Below are 16,962 nucleotides of genomic sequence, written 5' to 3'. Positions count from 1 at the left end.
TTATTTCGAGCGCTAGGGGGTCACAATCCAGTGGCATGATTCGCCTTGATTGCGCGTTGATCTGTTTGGCAGAGCTTACCAGTTCACACGCTTTAACAAAACTAAGCAAAGGCATTCTTGATGATTAAGACTGGAAAACTCAAATCGCTGTTTCACGTTAGCGCCGTGTTGGCGCTTGCAGGTTCATTGGCAGCTTGCAATTTAGGGCGAACAGATAGAACCGCGATCACCGGTGGTGGTATTGGCGCGGCAACTGGCACTGGCATTGCAATTTTAGCGGGCGGGCCGGTGGCTGCCGGCGCGCTTATTGGTGGTGCTGCTGGTGCAACATCCGGTGTGCTTTTTGAAAAGAATAAGAAGAACCGCTTCCGCTAGTCTTCTTCGCGTTCAACCGCACGCCAACCAATATCGCGTCTGCAAAAACCGTTTTCCCAATCAATTTGGTCTACGGCTTCATAGGCGCGAGCTTGGGCTTGTTTGACGCTGTTTCCGCGTGCTGTCACGTTTAGAACGCGTCCGCCGATTGCGACGATTTCGCCGTCTTTCTCAGCAGTGCCTGCATGAAATGTTTTGGCATTGTCTGAGTTGGCGGCGTTTAGATTACGGATGGCTGTGCCTTTTTCATAGGAGCCTGGATAACCCTTTGAGGCGAGCACTACGGTTAGCGCTGTCTCATCAGACCAACTTGGCTGAACTTTATCCAGCGTGCCGCTTGCTGCTGCGTCTAAAAGTTCCAACAGGTCGCTTTGTAAGCGCATCATCAGCACCTGACATTCAGGGTCACCAAAACGACAGTTGTGCTCGATGAGCTTTGGGCCGTCTTTGGTGATCATAAGACCTGCAAACAAGACGCCTTGATAAGGATGTCCCATTTCACGCATGGCGCGGATGGTCGGTTCAACAATTTGATCCATCACCGTTTGGCTCATCTCATCGGTCATAACGGGGGCAGGGGAATAGGCACCCATGCCGCCTGTGTTGAGACCCGTATCGCCATCACCAACGCGCTTATGGTCTTGGGCACTTGCGAGCGCCAGAATATTGTCACCATCAGAAAGCGCGAAGAAGCTTGCCTCTTCACCTTCCATAAATTCTTCAACAACAACCTCAGCACCCGCAGCACCAAAGGCGCCACCAAAACAATGATCAACGGCCTCAAGTGCCTCATCCATTGTCATGGCCATAATCACGCCTTTGCCAGCGGCCAAACCGTCGGCTTTCACAACGATGGGCGCGCCTTGTTCTGTAATATAGGCTTTCGCGGCATCGGCGTTTGAGAACCGACCATAGGCCGCGGTTGGGATATTGTAGTTGGCGCAGACATCCTTGGTGAAGCCCTTTGAGCCTTCAAGTTGTGCGGCCAATTTGGTTGGGCCGAACACTTTGATGTTGGCGGCAATCAAATCATCGGCAAGACCTGCAACGAGCGGTGCTTCAGGGCCGATGACCACAAGATCAATTGAGTGGTCGCGGCAAAAAGAAATCACAGCATCGTGGTTGCCTGCATCCACATCAACAAGCTCAGCGCATTCTTTCATGCCAGCATTGCCGGGGCTTACGAATAGCTTGGAAAGGTTTGGCGATTTTGAAAGGCTCCACGCCAGCGCATGTTCGCGGCCACCGGAACCTAGAAGGAGAATGTTCATCAAAAATCCATTGGTTGGGATGTGTGGCAATCGCCTACCACGGCGGCGCGGTTTCGCCAATCCAATCACGTAGTTTCCAAGAGATTTGATCACAGTTGCTAGCGAATGTTTGAAAAAAGGGCTATGTGATGCTTAGAATTTAATCAACCAAGGCCCCCTTAATGAATGATACGAGCCGCGAAAGTATTGCAGATGCAGTGAAAGGCCATTGGGTCGAGACAAAATTGCCGTCTTGGTTCTTGCCTTATGCACAGCTTGCACGGTTTGAGCGACCTATCGGTTGGTGGCTGCTTTTGCTGCCATGTTGGTGGTCTGTCGCATTGGCCTCAACCGCAAGCGGTGACGGCTGGGTGAACATCTGGCATGTGGTATTATTCATGGTTGGCGCGATTGTTATGCGCGGCGCGGGCTGCACTTATAATGATGTGGTTGATGAAGACATCGACATGGCTGTTGCTCGCACCAGAATGCGGCCCATTCCAAGTGGGCGGGTGACAAAGAAGAAAGCGGTTTTGTTCGCGGTTTTCCTCTGCCTCATCGGGCTTGCGGTTTTATTACAGTTTAATTGGTTCTCGGTGATTTTAGGCTTTTGCTCGATCTTTTTCGTCGCGATCTATCCCTTCATGAAGCGCATCACAAATTGGCCGCAGCTTTGCTTGGGCTTTGCGTTTTCATGGGGTGCTTTGATGGGATGGGCGGCGCACTTTGGTGAGCTAAGCCTTGCGCCTGTGCTGCTTTATATCGGCGCGATTATGTGGACGATTGGGTACGATACGATTTATGCTCATCAAGACAAAGAAGACGACGCACTCGTTGGTGTAAAATCAACGGCTCGCTTGTTCGGTGATAAAACCAAACAATGGCTGGTGGTTTTTTATGGCGGTGCAACGGCCTTGTTCACGGCAAGCTTTGTGCTTGCAGGCGCAGGACCCGCAGCCTTTATTGGCCTTGCTCTTGGCGTCGGTCATATGGCTTACCAATTGCTCCGCTTAGATATCGACAACCCAGATCAATGCCTTGCCATGTTCAGATCGAACAGGGACTATGGCTTGATTGTTTTTGCGGCACTTGTGGTCGATACGCTGATTTAAAAGCCGGACAATCATTCTCCTAAACGATCATCCGGCCTTAAAACTTTTAAGCGCGTGCGATAATTTCGCGACCTGCAAGACGGTTGCTTTTATCAACTGAACCAGTTTTGCGGCGGGTCAAGAAGCGTGGGCGACGAGCTGCAAACATTGCATGCGGGCGACGCGGTGTTGGTTGAGACACCTCAACGCTTCCGACACGCTCAGATATCAACTGTTCAACGCCATCAGCTTCAACCAAGATCAATGGTAGATTGTAGCGACGACCCCACATTTGCCAATCAGCGGCAAGGTCTTCCATATCTGAAGAACGTGCAACAGTGATGTTGAGTGATGGATCACGATGCAAAAGCACGAGTTCTGCAATAACTGTATCTTCTTCTGAGAGACTTAGTTTTGCAGCCACACCGCGTAATGCTGTTTGATCACAAGTAACGCGTGTTCCAAGGCCGCATTTAAGCATGCCTTCAACAACGATCTCGTCATCAAGTTCTACTGATGTTTGGCCGACCAATGCTGATCCAGACATTTCTGTCTGAAACGCATGACGACGTTCTGCCGGGTTTAACCGGAAATAGCTGTTCGTTGCCACGACCCGTTCTTCATGAACGGCGGCTCCTGCCAATTCTGTTTGACGCATTTTATTTCCCCATGGACCTTTTTGTTTTTTGGTGGTCCTTGAGATGCACAATACATGACGAGTATCTGAACTCGCTTAAAGAGATTGGTTAAGAAAATATGGCCTGAATCCAAGGTTATTATGAAGTGAATCAGCCGTTTAATATTTGGTAGGGTTGAGAGGTTCTTAAAGGTTACTAAAGTACTTTTTCTGGGTTCATAATGCCCTTGGGATCAAGCATTTGCTTGATTTGGCGCATCAAAGCGAGAGATGCCGGATCTTTAGTTTCTGATAACTTCTCACGTTTCATCACCCCAATACCATGCTCTGCTGAAATGGACCCACCATAAGACAAGGTAACTGAATGGATAATATCACTGATCGAATCCCAGTGATTCAAGAAACCATCACGGTCCATGCCTATAGGTTGGGTAACATTTAGATGGATATTACCATCACCCCAATGACCAAACGTACAAGGGCGAGCATCGGGCATATAGGCTTTTACAGCCTCAATTGCTTCTGGCAAAAATTTAGGAAGCGCGCTGATGGGAACGGAGACGTCTGTCTTTATTGATCCACCTTCGCCCTTTTGACAGCCCGAGAGTTGCTCACGCAAATACCAAAAGGCTGCTTGTTGGGCTTGGGATGCGGCCAGCACACCATCTGAGACCTGCTGCTCATTCATGCCCTCCTCAACCAGTTCCATCATCAAGTTTTCGGCGTGCTCATATGAATGCTGTGAAGAAACTTCAACCAACGCATACCAAGGATAAGGCGTTTCCAATGGATCGCGAACATCTGGAGTATGTTTTTCCAAGAACTCAATGCCGATGCGAGGGATCACTTCAAATCCTGTCACGCCGTCGCCTGCATGGGTTTTTGCTTTAGTGAAAAACTGCCCCACTTGTTCCAGTGTATGAAAGGCAAGAATGGCGGCTTGTGTGCCTCTTGGTTTTGGAAAGAGCTTCAAGACAGCGCCCGTAATAAAGCCGAGTGTTCCTTCAGCGCCAATAAAGAGGTTTTTTAAATCGTAGCCCGTGTTGTTCTTACGAAGCTTGTTCAGCCCGTTGATAATTTCACCATTGGGCAGCACAACCTCAAGGCCTAACACCAGCTCGCGCGCATTGCCGTAGGCCACCACATTGGTGCCACCTGCATTCGATGAAAGATTGCCACCAATTTGACAGGAGCCTTGCGAACCAATGCGCAAAGGAAACAGTCGATCTGCATTATTAGCAGCATTTTGGGCGGCTTCTAAAACCACTCCAGCATCAACGGTCATGGTGTAAGCGTCGACATCAATCTCCCGAACGGTATTCATGCGCGACATATTCACAACAAATTGGCGATCCGCATCAAAGGCGATTTGCGCCCCCACGAGACCTGTATTGCCCCCTTGAGGAACAAGCGCGACGTTCTCAGCATTGGCAATTTTCACAATTGTCGAAACCTCTTGCGTGGTCTTAGGGCGTAAGACTGCGGCGGCTTGACCAAAATATTTGTCACGCCATTCAACAAGATAGCCCGCTTTGTCTGCTTCGCTGACCAACACATGCTGGTCGCCAAGAAGGGCTTTAAATTGTTCGAGGGCCGATTGATTGCTGGTTTGTTTCATGACGTTGGGTTCTATTTTGTGATCGTTGTTAACATAACGATTAAAACTGTGCGCCACAATTGCTACACACAGCTTGAAGACAGTTACCTGCTATGTCATAGAAAATTACGGAATTTTTGAATTATGAGGCTTTTCAATGACACAGAGCACAACAGCGACATCATCAGGTTTGATGGCTGGCAAAAAGGGCTTGATCCTTGGCGTTGCAAATAACAGATCGATCGCTTGGGGTATTGCTAAAGCATGTGCTGATCATGGTGCTTTGATGGGCTTCACTTATCAAGGGGATGCGCTGAAAAAACGTGTTGAACCTTTGGCCGAACAACTCGGCGGTGTGGTGTTTGGTAATTGCGATGTAACCGATGCATCCAGCATTGATGCTGTGTTCGACGCTGTAGAAAAAGAATGGGGCACAATCGATTTTGTTGTGCATGCCATCGCCTTTTCTGACAAAGACGAATTGACGGGCCGTTATGTTGATACGACCGAAGCCAATTTCGACCGCACAATGAACATTTCTTGCTATTCACTCACTGCCATTACCCAGCGTGCTGAAAAACTTATGCCTGAAGGTGGGTCTATCATTACGTTGACATATTACGGCGCTGAGAAAGTTATGCCGCATTACAATGTGATGGGTGTTGCAAAAGCAGCTCTTGAAGCAAGTGTGAAATATTTGGCTGTTGATCTTGGTCCAAAGAACATTCGTGTTAATGCGATTTCTGCTGGCCCAATCAAAACATTGGCAGCATCTGGCATTGGCGATTTCCGCTATATCCTAAAATGGAACGAGTATAACGCGCCATTGCGTCGTACGGTTTCTATTGAGGAAGTGGGCGATTCAGCGCTCTATCTCTTGTCGGATCTGTCACGTGGTGTGACGGGTGAAGTGCATCATGTCGATTCTGGCTACCACAATATCGGCATGAAGGCTGTTGATGCGCCTGACATCACCGTTGATAAGTAAGCAGAACTCTCTCAACAATACCGTCATGGGGCTGACCTAAAAAAGCGCGTGGCAACAATTGCCACTAAGGAGCGTTATGACGCCTATTCTCTATTTTGTACGTCACGGTCAGACTGACTGGAACGCTGAAGCGCGGTTCCAAGGAACTCGCGACATTCCGTTAAATGATAACGGTCGAGGCCAAGCGCGCCGTAATGGTGCAACGCTTAAAGGTCTGGTTGATCCCGCGAAAGTCAATTTCATTGCCTCTCCTCTTATGCGTACCCGTGAGACGATGGAAATTATCCGTGGTGAGATGGGACTTGAGGCTGAGGCATATGAGACCGATGACCGCCTGAAAGAATTATCCTTTGGCGACTGGGAAGGCCGCACGGTAACTGAGCTTGAAGAAACTCAAAGTGACCTATGGGCCGCGCGTCAAGCAAACAAGTGGTCTTTTCGCCCACCACAGGGGGAAAGCTATCAAGACCTTGCCGACCGCCTTCGTAGTTGGGTCGATGAAATTGATGGGCCGCTAGTGGTGGTTTCACACGGTGGTGTTAATCGGGGTTTGCGTTATCTCCTCAGTGATCACGACAATGAAACGCTCGCAAACGCCCTTATCCCGCAAGATAAAATCATGATTATCGAAGACGGTTCTGTCAGCTGGGTTTGACCTCTATCCGTTTCGCGATTATGACGATGATCTAAACTTATGAAGAACGACGGTTTTTGATGTCTCACAATAGCTTCGGCCACTTATTTCGCTTTACCACATGGGGTGAAAGCCACGGTCCCGCACTTGGTTGTGTGGTAGACGGTTGCCCACCGCGTATTGCTATTTCTGAAGAAGAAATTCAAAGCTTTTTGGATAAGCGCAAACCGGGTCAATCTAAATATACCACCCAGCGCCAAGAGCCTGATCAGGTGAAAATTCTATCCGGCACCATGATTGATGATGAGACCGGTGTTTTGATGACCACTGGTACACCAATCTCCATGATGATTGAAAACACGGACCAGCGCTCAAAAGACTATTCCGAGATCAAAGAGCGCTATCGTCCAGGCCACGCTGATTACACCTATGATGCTAAATACGGTATTCGTGATTATCGCGGCGGCGGTCGTTCGTCTGCTCGCGAAACCGCAGCGCGTGTGGCAGCTGGTGCGATTGCGCGCAAAGTTGTCCCTGAGATGACAATTCGTGCCGCCATGGTTCAAATTGGCCCACATAAGGTCAACTATGACAATTGGGATTGGGATCAGGTGAACGAAAACCCGTTCTTCTGTCCTGATGCTAAAGCTGCCATTGAATGGGCTGATTATTTAGACGGCATTCGCAAAGCTGGCTCTTCTGTCGGTGCTGTAATCGAAGTAATTGCTGAAGGCGTACCCGCAGGTCTTGGTGCTCCTGTTTATGCAAAGCTCGATCAAGACATTGCGTCTGCCATGATGTCGATCAACGCTGTTAAAGGTGTTGAGATTGGCAATGGCTTTGAAGCCGCGACCCTGACTGGCGAAGAAAACGCTGATGAAATGCGTATTGGCAATGAGGGCAAACCTCGGTTCCTTTCCAATCATGCAGGCGGTGTGTTGGGTGGTATCTCAACAGGCGAGCCAGTTGTTGCGCGTTTTGCTGTTAAGCCGACAAGCTCCATCCTCACCCCGCGCCAAAGTATTACCCGTTCTGGTGATGAGGTTGATGTGATGACCAAAGGCCGTCATGACCCTTGCGTCGGTATTCGCGCCGTGCCAATTGGCGAAGCTATGATGGCTTGCGTCCTTGCTGATCATTTCCTGCGCCATCGTGGCCAAGTTGGATAAAGAATATGAGTACAGATTTTACATCAGTCGTTGACGCCATTCGTGCGTTTGAAGCGGGTGAAATTGTTGTTGTTATGGATGATGATGATCGTGAGAACGAAGGCGATTTGATTGTCGCAGCTGTTCACACGACACCTGAAAAAATGGCCTTCATCATTCGCCACACAAGCGGCATTGTTTGTGCGCCAATGACAGGCGAAGAAGCAAAGCGCCTCAACCTCAATGCGATGGTATCAGACAATGATAGTCCGCATACAACGGCTTTCACCGTATCTGTTGATTATCGCCATGACACGACCACAGGCATTTCAGCGGCAGAGCGCTGTTCTACAGTACGCGGTCTTGCAAACCCTAATTCTGGTGCTGATGACTTTGTGCGCCCCGGCCATATCTTCCCGCTTGTCGCGCGCGAAGGTGGCGTGTTGATGCGTTCTGGTCATACAGAAGCAGCGGTCGATCTTTGTAAGCTTGCAGACCTTTATCCCGTTGGCGTGATCTCAGAACTCGTCAATGACGATGGCACTGTAAAGCGCGGACCACAGGTGAAGGATTTTGCTGAAGAGCACGGCCTTAAAACCGTTTCTGTTGCAGACCTCATTGCCTACCGTCAGCGTAGCGAAACTTTGGTGGAGCTTGTTGGCGAAGAAACCGTGCAAACCAAAGTGGGTGAGGCGGTTGCCGTTTCCTTTAAAACACCGTTTGACCCGATGCAGCACTTGGCGCTTGTGTTTGGTGATATTCGCGATGGTGTCAGCATTCCCGTTCGCCTTCACCGTGAATCGGTTGTTGGTGATGCTTTCGGTGCAGACAAAACACTCGATCTTGCGCTTGAAAAAGTTTCAAAAGAAGGACGCGGCATCGTCGTCTATCTGCGTGAAGGGTCTGTTGGCGTTGCATCAGAATCTGAACGTGCATTGAGAACAGCAACCATGTCTCAAGATGACGAAGAAGAACATGGTTCATCTGAAGAGCGCAAAAAGGAATGGAAAGAGATCGGCCTTGGCGCGCAAATTCTTCGCGAATTAAACGTCACCACGATCCGTCTGCTCTCTTCAACCGAGCGGCACTATGTTGGTCTTGATGGTTTCGATATTGAAATCGAAGAAACCGTGCCGCTAACTTAAGTTACGGCTTGGTGAAAACCATCAGCTTTGAAAAGAAGTGCGGGGTTGATTTTTCTAACGTCATGCCCGCTTCTTCAAAGATAGAAACCAAATCTTCGGTTAAATAGCCTTTGTAGTAAGGCTCATGGAAGAGTTCAGGAAAGCTCTCCAGCAGCCCGTTATAAGCGGGCGTGTCATCTGTTTGCAGTGAATCCACATAAACGAACGTGCCGCCGGATTTTAAAACGCGGCAAATATCTTTCGCAACGATACGGCGCACTTTTGGCGGTAGTTCGTGGAAGAGATAAATACACGAGGCAATATCAACGCTTTCATCAGCCACAGGCATATGCTCGGCGTTGCCATGTTGAAAGGTAATGTTGGGCCGATCAGCAAAGCGCTCGCGGGCTTCTTCTAAATACTCTTCAGATAGATCAATGCCCATGATCGGCAGGCGAGGGAGCACCCGCGCGACATCGCGCAGCAAAGTACCTGTGCCCGTTGCAACATCCAGCATGGAGAGTTTGCGTTGGTCTTTACCGCTTGCCGCTTTGACGATTTCCGCTAAACCCATCCGCCGCATGGCAGCCGTTGACCCGTGGAACAGTACATCAACCTGCGTGTCATAAAGCTCTGCCGATTCCCGTGACATCCATCCATCGGTTTGGAAATGGAAGTTCTGCAAATAATAACGTGGCAGGTCGTTTGATCCGCGATGTTCTTCATAAACTTCTTGATGGCGATCTTCACGGCGGCGCATTTGTACTTTTGGGGCATCAGCAAAAAAGCGCTGGGCGCGTTTTAAAATACTTGGCAGTCCGCCTTGCTCATCTTTTGGCATGGGATAAAGACCAGCTTCCACATTGGCCATATCTTGCGCCATGAGCTTTGCAACCCCGCGCAACAATTCAGGTAATTTGGGTGTCGGCGTGGAAGGGGGCGTGAAACTGCGTTTTGGGGGTGGAAGATCACGTTCCATACGTGCCACAACGCGGCGCATGGCAAGGCCTTGCCCTGTATACCAAGCAACCCGTGCACCTTGCTGCATTGTATAAGCCACGCGGGTGGCGGCTTGTTCGACTAAATTCGGTTTCTCACTCATGGCTTATTCGCCTTTGCTGAAAGTCCCTACTAACTCAATATGGTGAGAGAAAAGGAATTGGTCCACCGGAAAAACTTGATTTAATACGTATCCGCCATCAATCAGCGTTTTTGCATCCCGTGCAAAAGAGGATGGCGAGCAGGAAACATAGACAATTTTTTCAATCGTAGATTTGGCAAGCTCCGCACATTGTTCTTTCGCGCCTGCCCTTGGTGGGTCGAGAACTACAGTATCAAACTTGCGCAATTCCTTTTCCATAAATGGGCGACGAAATAGGTCACGTTGTTCGCTGGTCACTGGCTTTAGGGATGGTGTAGCGCGCGCTGCTTTTTCGAGTGAAAGAACAGCCGCCTTATCGCCTTCAGCCGCGTGAACACGGCCATGCTTTGCCAAATTGAGGGCGAATGTGCCTGAGCCTGCAAACATGTCGATGACATGCTTGAAGCCCTTCGTTCCCTCAACCACAAGCTCAACCAGCGCTTGCTCTGATTGCGCGGTGGCTTGCGTAAACGCACCAGGGGATAAAGGGGCAATGGCGTCGCCAAAATGTAGGCTCGGTGTATCAAGCTCAATCAAGATAGAGGGGCCAAGGCTAATGCGGGCAAGACCGAGCTTTGTTGCCGCGTTCATCAATGCGCGTTCAGTTTCAAAATCAGGCCAATCGCCAAAGTCATCAAGGCGAATATCAAGGCCATTGTCCGTCATCAACACGTGCATTCTCATGGTGCCGCGTTTGGGTGTGATGATTGCTGCAATGCTTCGAAGCTTCGGCAGTGCCTTTTCAATTTCTGGCACGATAACAAGGCACGAAGAAATCTCTTCAATGCGGTGACTTTTAGCGCCTTGAAAACCGAACTTTATATCGCTGCCTGACCGTGTGGCAGAAAAGGTTGCGCGTCTGCGGGTCTTTGTTTCAATCGGAATGATCGGCTGGGGCGCGAGCTTAATTTCTTGAGCCTCAAGCGCATGAACAACCTGCTCACTCTTCCAGCTTAGATAAGCTCCATTTTCCATATGCTGAAGGTTACAACCGCCGCATTCAAGATAATGTTCGCAAGGTGCCTCAACGCGATCTTTGGCAGGCTCTAACACGTCAACCAATATGCCGCGTTCGCCGACCACATCGGCTTCAACGGTTTCACCTTCCAGCGTATGTGAGATGAAGATTGACCGTTCGCCATCAACCGCAATGCCGTCACCACGATGGGCAAGGCCTTTGATCGTATAGGTTCCGCGAACTGGGTCGGGTGATTTCTTCTTAGGTTTTTTAAATTGCCGCCGTCCGCGTGCCATTTTATTCCTTAACCGCTAAAGCGTGCGCCTAGCATGTATTCTTGGTTTCCATCGCCGCCAGTAATGGGGCATTCAACCAAGCCTGTCACCTCCCAACCCTCAATTTGTGAGAGCCATTCGGCAGTTTCTTCGGCAACTTTCAAGGATGCACCTTCTTCACGCACAATGCCGCCTTTGCCAACGCCTTCTTTGCCAACTTCAAATTGTGGCTTAACGAGGATAGCAGCCCATGTGCCTTTGCTGGCAAGCTTGAGCGCTGCGGGAAGGGCGAGCTTTAAGGAGATGAAACTCACATCGCAAACAATGGCATCAAGCGCGGGTTCGCTCTCTCCGTCGAGTGTGATGTGCTCTGCTTCAAGGTCACGAATATTCAGGCCTTCGTGCAGAGTGACGTTTTCAAGTTCTTTTACAGAAGGGTGAAACTGGTCATGCCCCACATCCACCGCAAATATATGTGCCGCACCGCGCTTTTCTAAAACTTGGGTAAAGCCACCCGTTGAACAGCCAATATCAAGGCAAGTGCGACCGGATGGATCGAAGCTGAACTCCTCAAGTGCATTGATGAGTTTGAGGGCTGCGCGAGAAACATAGTCGCTTGCTGGGTCGTTTATCGTGATGTTGGAAGAGGGCGCAATTTTTTGGGCAGGCTTTAGGGCTTTTTCACCATCGACCATCACCGTGCCACGAGAAACAGCATCGGCGGCTCGTGAGCGACTTTGTGCAATGCCGCGCTCCACCATCAATTGGTCAAGGCGTGCAAATGGTTGTAGGTCGCCGGTATCGGTCAATCTGTACCCTCGTTCTCTTCATCATCTGAAAATGGTGTTTCAGCGGTTGTTTCTTCGTCAAAGTCTGCTTCCGCTTCGTATTCATCTGGAACCAGAACATAATCATCATCACCTTCATATAGGTCTGGCGCGATAATACCACCAATTGGTGCAGCTGATGCGAGATCATAATCATCTTTGTCCTCAGTTGCCAGTGCATCACGGCGTGTGAGGCGGAGAAGGAGGAAGATCGTTAAAATGGAAAGCGCAATGGCGACCATTAAGAACAGACCCATTGGTCCTTGATATTCCATCATCGTGGTTGCCAAGGTTGGACCAAAGATTGAACCGATACCGTAGGCGAGCAAAATCCCTGCGGCGGTTTCCAGCATGTCTTCAGTTTCTGTGTAGTCATAAGCGTGGGCAGCAGCGATAGAATAAAGCGGCTGCAAGAGGCCGCCAAGCAGAGCAGTCAGGCCAATGAGCGCGTAGGGGTGTTTGAAATTTCCATAGACCATGACGAGGCAAACAACGACCGTGCCAATACCGCCAACGATCAAAACTATGCGCCGATCTACCTTGTCTGACATGCGGCCTAAGGGATATTGCAAGATCAATCCGCCAAACATCAAAGAACCAGCTAGGATTGGTATTAGGTCAGAACTCATGCCAGTTTGCGAACCAAACAGAGGTAGCAGCGAGAACAGCGCACCGATTGCCAGACCCACAAAAGCAATGGAGATAATCGCAGCCGGTGATGTCTGGTAAAGCTTCAAAGGTCGAAAGCGCACCAAGGCGATTGGGGCGGGCTGAGCACTTTTTGTGAGTGCCACTGGAATAACGGCGAGGGAAAGCGCGATGGAAGAAACAACAAAAGCCTGAAAGCCTGATATTTCCAGCCAAATTGTAGAGAGCTGCCCGATCATAATCCCTGTGTAGACAACAATCGTATAGGTGGACATGACAAGCCCACGGGTCGAATTCGTGGCGCGCTCGTTTAGCCAACTCTCAAAAATCAAATAAGTTGCCGAGACGCAAAAGCCTGTAATCATGCGGCTAAAGCTCCACAACCATGTATCAATCACAAGGGGATGAATAAGAGCGGCGGCTGAACCCAACGAGATAAGGGCTGCAAAGGCGCGAATATGCCCTGCACGCACGATGATATAGGGAGAGAGTAACCCGCCCCCCACAACGCCTACGAAGAACATGGATGACATAATACCAATAGCACTGCCGCTAAAGGCTTCCATTTCCGCGCGGATTGGCAAAATAGTCGTTTGCAACCCGTGGCCCATCATCAATAGGGCAACGGACAGCAACAACGCTGATACTGGAGCAATTAGAGCAGCCATTTTAATGTCTCGAAATAGGGTCTTACACGGCGTTAAAACAGGCCGTTACAAGAAAATCACTAGAGTTCGCTTTGCGCCCATTTCTGAAATCTGTCAATAACAAAAAACGCCACTTGCTGTCGCAAATGGCGTTTTGAAATAGATTGTATTGGTTTGCTTTACTTGCCCAATTAGGCGGTCAAGGTGCCGTTACCTTCGGCGGGCATTTCTTTACCCAAAGCTTCAAACACTTTTTTCACGATGCCAGTGTTATCAAGGCCTGCATTAGAAACCATATTTTCTGGCTTTTCCTGGTCGACGAAGACATCAGGCATAACCATCGCACGAACGCGCAAATTATTGCCGTCCAATAGGCCATTGTCCGTGAGGTGTTGCAGCACATGGCTACCAAACCCGCCAACAGCACCTTCTTCAATGGTGATCAAGACATCGTGGTTCTTTGCAAGATCCGCAATCAAATCGCCATCAAGTGGTTTAGCAAAGCGAGCATCAGCAACCGTTGTTGAAAGGCCTTGGCTATCCAAGTCTTCTGCTGCTTGCAGCGCGTGTTTCAATGAGCTGCCGAAGCTTAGGAGTGCAACGCTGTTGCCCTCTTTCATGACACGGCCTTTGCCGATTTCAAGAACTTCACCGCGCTCTGGCATTTCAACGCCAATACCTTCACCGCGTGGATAGCGGAAAGAACATGGTCTATCGTCGAGGGCCGCAGCAGTTGCAACCATATGCATCAGTTCTGCTTCATCAGACGGTGCCATCACAACCATGTTTGGCAGGGTGGCAAGATAAGTCGTATCGAATGAACCCGCATGAGTTGAACCATCCGCACCAACAAAGCCAGCACGGTCAATGGCAAAGCGCACAGGCAGGCTTTGAATTGCCACATCATGCACCACTTGGTCATAAGCGCGTTGTAGGAAGGTTGAGTAAATCGCACAGAACGGTTTGTAGCCTTCTGTCGCCATACCAGCGGCAAAAGTTACGGCATGTTGTTCTGCGATACCAACATCAAATGTTCGGTCAGGAAACGCGCTGCCAAAAGCATCAATGCCCGTGCCAGATGGCATAGCGGCGGTGATACCCACGATTTTGTCGTCACGTGTTGCTTCATCAATCAGCGATGTGCCGAATACTTTGGTGTAGCTTGGTGCGTTAGATTTCGCTTTAACCTGAGCGCCCGTAATAACGTCGAATTTTGACACGCCGTGATATTTATCAGACGAGCTTTCCGCGTATTCGTAGCCCTTGCCTTTTTGCGTTACCACATGAACAAGGATCGGACCTTCTTTGCTATCGCGTACATTGCGAAGAATTGGAAGAAGGTGATCAAGGTTGTGACCATCAATTGGGCCAACGTAGAAGAAGCCAAGCTCTTCAAACATGGTGCCGCCGCCAGCTGCGAAGCTACGGGCATATTCTTCTGCTTGCGCGGCTTTGCGCTGCAAGAACTTCGGCAGATTTTCTGCTAGTTGTTTTGCCGTCTCACGCATAGAGCGATACGTCTTGCCGGAAACAAGGCGCGCCAAATAGGCACTCATGGCACCCACAGGCGGGGCAATCGACATTTCATTGTCGTTCAAGATAACGATTTGGCGGGCATCAAGCGCGCCTGCGTTGTTCATGGCTTCATAGGCCATGCCCGCAGACATTGAGCCGTCGCCAATGATTGACACAACATTGTTGTTGCCGCCTGAAAGGTCACGGGCAACAGCCATGCCGAGACCTGCGGAAATAGAGGTTGATGAGTGAGCCGCACCAAATGGGTCATATTCACTCTCAGAACGTTTTGTAAAACCTGAAAGGCCTTCTGGCTGGCGAAGTGTACGAATACGGTCGCGGCGGCCAGTGAGAACTTTGTGTGGGTAACATTGGTGGCCCACGTCCCAAATGATCCGATCATCCGGTGTGTTAAACACATGATGAAGCGCAACAGTTAGTTCAACCACGCCCAAACCGGAACCTAAATGGCCGCCAGTAACGGAAACGGCACTAATAACTTCCTGCCGCAATTCATCGGCCAATTGGCGCAAGTCACTATCAGGCAATTTACGCAAATCTGCGGGCACATTGACAGTGTCTAGCAACGGCGTATCCGGCTTGTGGATTGGTGTGTTTGAAGACATGATCAGTTAAACGTCCATTCATTGTTCAGTCGTGGCGACAAAATAGAGAAAAACCTTGCGACCACAAGGGCATTTTATTCTTTGTGATTGAATTTGAGCCAAAACAGTCAACCTGTAGGCTTTCATTGCATTTTAGCAACAAAAGAGCAGGGGGTTTGCTGTCGTGAAACCTCAAAATTCAAGAGTTTGTGCAAATTAAGCACACGTTTTAAGTGTATAAACACGGTTACATTGCGAAGTCCAGCACAACGAATCTCAATACTAATTGAAGGTGATTTTACTCGACACCTTCCGCAGTGCCATTTGATGACAAGCGGATAGTCTCGATTTTGCGTTCAGCTTGAGAAAGCAGCTTTTCACAGTGTTTTTTCAGCGCTTCACCGCGTTCGTAGATTTTGATGGATTGTTCAAGGTCAACAGAGCCTTGTTCCAACTGACCGACAATGCCTTCAAGCTCTTTGAGAGCCTGTTCAAAGGGTAGGGCTGCAATGTCTTCTGGAATAGCGTTTGCGTCCGTCATTATCTTTATCCGGCCATTAGAGTTTTAACGTGGGCACTGACAGATGTGCCAAGACCTTCAAGATCATAGCCACCTTCTAGCGTACTCACCACACGATTGTTGCAGAAGCGCCCCGCCAATTCCATAATTTTACCAGTTGCCCACTGAAAATCATCGGCTTCTAAATTGATGTTGGCCAGAGGATCGAGGCGGTGGGCATCAAAACCAGCTGAAATTAAGATCAAATCAGGCGAAAAATTCTCAATGGCGGGAAGCACGCGTTCATCCATTGCGTCTTTGAACATTTCAAAGTCATCACCAGCACGAAGCGGCGTATTGCAAATATTGTTATGCTCACCAACTTCTTTCTCATGGCCGGAGCCTGGAAAAAGCGGCATTTGGTGAGTTGAGCAAAACAGCACGGATGGATCATCCCAAAAAATATCCTGCGTGCCATTGCCGTGATGCACGTCGAAATCGACGATTGCTACCCGTTCAAGCCCGTATTTTTCTTGCGCGTGTCTGGCGGCAATTGCGACGGTGTTAAACAGGCAAAAGCCCATAGCCGTTGCTCTTTCTGCATGGTGACCGGGTGGGCGCATGGCGCAAAAGGCGTTATCCGCATCGCCGTCCATCACCACATCAACCGCGCGGCAAATACCACCAAGGGCGCGATAGGCTGCTTCCATGCTACCTGGCGACAAATAGGTATCACCATCTACTTGAAGGAGGCCATCTTCAGGGGAATTTTGATCAAGCGTTCGAATGTATTCTTCAGGATGGCAAAGGGCGGCTTTCTCTGCACTTCCTAAAGGTGCTTTTTCGCGCTTTAGGCGGCTAAAGGCTGCATCTGACAATGTATCATTGACGGTTAAAATCCGGTCCACACGCTCAGGGTGCCCTGTTGGTGTGACGTGATTGGAAAACGCGTCGTGATGGATAAGCAAGGTGGTCAAAGGAAAGCTCCTGAAAAACTCTTGTC

At 49.5% G+C, this 16,962-nt stretch carries 16 protein-coding genes; 6 read left to right on the top strand and 10 right to left on the bottom strand.

Annotated features, from left to right (window positions below):
* The first annotated feature begins 120 nt into the window (after nucleotides 1–120).
* Entirely contained in the window at nucleotides 121–375 is a 255-nt protein-coding gene (locus ABJO30_12320) for a bacteriocin (GenBank protein ID MEP3233606.1), read from the top strand.
* On the opposite strand, the gene purD is transcribed toward ABJO30_12320, so the two are convergent.
* Nucleotides 372–1,646: a phosphoribosylamine--glycine ligase gene (purD, locus tag ABJO30_12315; GenBank protein ID MEP3233605.1), complete on the bottom strand. Its 1,275-nt coding sequence runs from the start codon at nucleotides 1,644–1,646 to the stop codon at nucleotides 372–374. The genes ABJO30_12320 and purD overlap by 4 nt on opposite strands.
* Before the next feature lie 161 nt (nucleotides 1,647–1,807).
* On the opposite strand from purD, the gene ubiA reads away from it, so the two are divergent.
* Complete coding sequence (ubiA, locus tag ABJO30_12310; protein ID MEP3233604.1) at nucleotides 1,808–2,737, top strand: 4-hydroxybenzoate octaprenyltransferase; 930 nt, start codon at nucleotides 1,808–1,810, stop codon at nucleotides 2,735–2,737.
* A gap of 46 nt (nucleotides 2,738–2,783) precedes the next feature.
* Here the strand turns inward: ubiA and ABJO30_12305 are convergent, their stop codons facing one another.
* Both ABJO30_12305 and ABJO30_12300 read right to left on the bottom strand, forming a co-directional pair.
* Nucleotides 2,784–3,374 (bottom strand): DUF6101 family protein, encoded by a 591-nt coding sequence (locus ABJO30_12305; protein ID MEP3233603.1) that lies wholly within the window; start codon nucleotides 3,372–3,374, stop codon nucleotides 2,784–2,786.
* Between the two features lie 175 nt (nucleotides 3,375–3,549).
* Nucleotides 3,550–4,971: an FAD-binding oxidoreductase gene (locus tag ABJO30_12300; GenBank protein ID MEP3233602.1), complete on the bottom strand. Its 1,422-nt coding sequence runs from the start codon at nucleotides 4,969–4,971 to the stop codon at nucleotides 3,550–3,552.
* A 136-nt stretch (nucleotides 4,972–5,107) separates the two neighbouring features.
* Here ABJO30_12300 and fabI point away from each other — a divergent pair, with 136 nt between their 5' ends.
* The 4 genes from fabI to ribB all read left to right on the top strand — a co-directional run bounded on the left by fabI (nucleotide 5,108) and on the right by ribB (nucleotide 8,865).
* The gene (fabI, locus tag ABJO30_12295) at nucleotides 5,108–5,938 is read left to right on the top strand and encodes an enoyl-ACP reductase FabI (GenBank protein ID MEP3233601.1); all 831 of its coding nucleotides are present in this window, start codon (nucleotides 5,108–5,110) and stop codon (nucleotides 5,936–5,938) included.
* Nucleotides 5,939–6,014: 76 nt separating this feature from the next.
* A complete protein-coding gene (locus ABJO30_12290; GenBank protein MEP3233600.1) occupies nucleotides 6,015–6,593 on the top strand; it encodes a histidine phosphatase family protein in 579 nt (192 codons plus the stop codon).
* 59 nt (nucleotides 6,594–6,652) lie between these two features.
* Nucleotides 6,653–7,741, top strand: coding sequence for a chorismate synthase (aroC, locus tag ABJO30_12285; GenBank protein ID MEP3233599.1), 1,089 nt, complete (start codon nucleotides 6,653–6,655; stop codon nucleotides 7,739–7,741).
* A gap of 5 nt (nucleotides 7,742–7,746) precedes the next feature.
* Entirely contained in the window at nucleotides 7,747–8,865 is a 1,119-nt protein-coding gene (gene ribB, locus ABJO30_12280; GenBank protein MEP3233598.1) for a 3,4-dihydroxy-2-butanone-4-phosphate synthase, read from the top strand.
* 1 nt (nucleotide 8,866) lies between these two features.
* On the opposite strand, the gene ABJO30_12275 is transcribed toward ribB, so the two are convergent.
* The 7 genes from ABJO30_12275 to ABJO30_12245 form a co-directional block, all read right to left on the bottom strand.
* Nucleotides 8,867–9,946: a class I SAM-dependent methyltransferase gene (locus ABJO30_12275; protein ID MEP3233597.1), complete on the bottom strand. Its 1,080-nt coding sequence runs from the start codon at nucleotides 9,944–9,946 to the stop codon at nucleotides 8,867–8,869.
* A 3-nt stretch (nucleotides 9,947–9,949) separates the two neighbouring features.
* The gene (locus tag ABJO30_12270) at nucleotides 9,950–11,239 is read right to left on the bottom strand and encodes a class I SAM-dependent RNA methyltransferase (GenBank protein ID MEP3233596.1); all 1,290 of its coding nucleotides are present in this window, start codon (nucleotides 11,237–11,239) and stop codon (nucleotides 9,950–9,952) included.
* 8 nt (nucleotides 11,240–11,247) lie between these two features.
* Entirely contained in the window at nucleotides 11,248–12,027 is a 780-nt protein-coding gene (locus ABJO30_12265) for a TlyA family RNA methyltransferase (protein MEP3233595.1), read from the bottom strand.
* Nucleotides 12,024–13,361 (bottom strand): MFS transporter, encoded by a 1,338-nt coding sequence (locus ABJO30_12260; protein MEP3233594.1) that lies wholly within the window; start codon nucleotides 13,359–13,361, stop codon nucleotides 12,024–12,026. Before ABJO30_12260 ends, ABJO30_12265 begins: the two co-directional genes overlap by 4 nt.
* Nucleotides 13,362–13,531: 170 nt before the next feature.
* Nucleotides 13,532–15,481: a 1-deoxy-D-xylulose-5-phosphate synthase gene (gene dxs, locus ABJO30_12255; GenBank protein MEP3233593.1), complete on the bottom strand. Its 1,950-nt coding sequence runs from the start codon at nucleotides 15,479–15,481 to the stop codon at nucleotides 13,532–13,534.
* A gap of 277 nt (nucleotides 15,482–15,758) precedes the next feature.
* Complete coding sequence (locus ABJO30_12250) at nucleotides 15,759–16,001, bottom strand: exodeoxyribonuclease VII small subunit (protein MEP3233592.1); 243 nt, start codon at nucleotides 15,999–16,001, stop codon at nucleotides 15,759–15,761.
* 5 nt (nucleotides 16,002–16,006) lie between these two features.
* On the bottom strand, nucleotides 16,007–16,936 hold the full coding sequence (locus ABJO30_12245) for a histone deacetylase family protein (GenBank protein ID MEP3233591.1): 930 nt from the start codon (nucleotides 16,934–16,936) through the stop codon (nucleotides 16,007–16,009).
* Nucleotides 16,937–16,962 lie beyond the last annotated feature (26 nt).

This window comes from Hyphomicrobiales bacterium (genome assembly GCA_039973685.1).
In the GTDB taxonomy this organism is placed as follows: domain Bacteria; phylum Pseudomonadota; class Alphaproteobacteria; order Rhizobiales; family JACESI01; genus JACESI01.
The sequence above is the reverse complement of the archived record's forward strand: the minus strand, read 5'-3'. Positions and strand labels throughout refer to the sequence as shown.

Bases quoted from the DNA above. Each gene is read 5' to 3' on its own strand.
- ABJO30_12320 (MEP3233606.1), top strand. From the start codon at position 121: ATGATTAAGACTGGAAAACTCAAATCGCTGTTTCACGTTAGCGCCGTG.
- purD (MEP3233605.1), bottom strand. From the start codon at position 1,646: ATGAACATTCTCCTTCTAGGTTCCGGTGGCCGCGAACATGCGCTGGCG.
- ubiA (MEP3233604.1), top strand. From the start codon at position 1,808: ATGAATGATACGAGCCGCGAAAGTATTGCAGATGCAGTGAAAGGCCAT.
- ABJO30_12305 (MEP3233603.1), bottom strand. From the start codon at position 3,374: ATGCGTCAAACAGAATTGGCAGGAGCCGCCGTTCATGAAGAACGGGTC.
- ABJO30_12300 (MEP3233602.1), bottom strand. From the start codon at position 4,971: ATGAAACAAACCAGCAATCAATCGGCCCTCGAACAATTTAAAGCCCTT.
- fabI (MEP3233601.1), top strand. From the start codon at position 5,108: ATGACACAGAGCACAACAGCGACATCATCAGGTTTGATGGCTGGCAAA.
- ABJO30_12290 (MEP3233600.1), top strand. From the start codon at position 6,015: ATGACGCCTATTCTCTATTTTGTACGTCACGGTCAGACTGACTGGAAC.
- aroC (MEP3233599.1), top strand. From the start codon at position 6,653: ATGTCTCACAATAGCTTCGGCCACTTATTTCGCTTTACCACATGGGGT.
- ribB (MEP3233598.1), top strand. From the start codon at position 7,747: ATGAGTACAGATTTTACATCAGTCGTTGACGCCATTCGTGCGTTTGAA.
- ABJO30_12275 (MEP3233597.1), bottom strand. From the start codon at position 9,946: ATGAGTGAGAAACCGAATTTAGTCGAACAAGCCGCCACCCGCGTGGCT.
- ABJO30_12270 (MEP3233596.1), bottom strand. From the start codon at position 11,239: ATGGCACGCGGACGGCGGCAATTTAAAAAACCTAAGAAGAAATCACCC.
- ABJO30_12260 (MEP3233594.1), bottom strand. From the start codon at position 13,361: ATGGCTGCTCTAATTGCTCCAGTATCAGCGTTGTTGCTGTCCGTTGCC.
- dxs (MEP3233593.1), bottom strand. From the start codon at position 15,481: ATGTCTTCAAACACACCAATCCACAAGCCGGATACGCCGTTGCTAGAC.
- ABJO30_12250 (MEP3233592.1), bottom strand. From the start codon at position 16,001: ATGACGGACGCAAACGCTATTCCAGAAGACATTGCAGCCCTACCCTTT.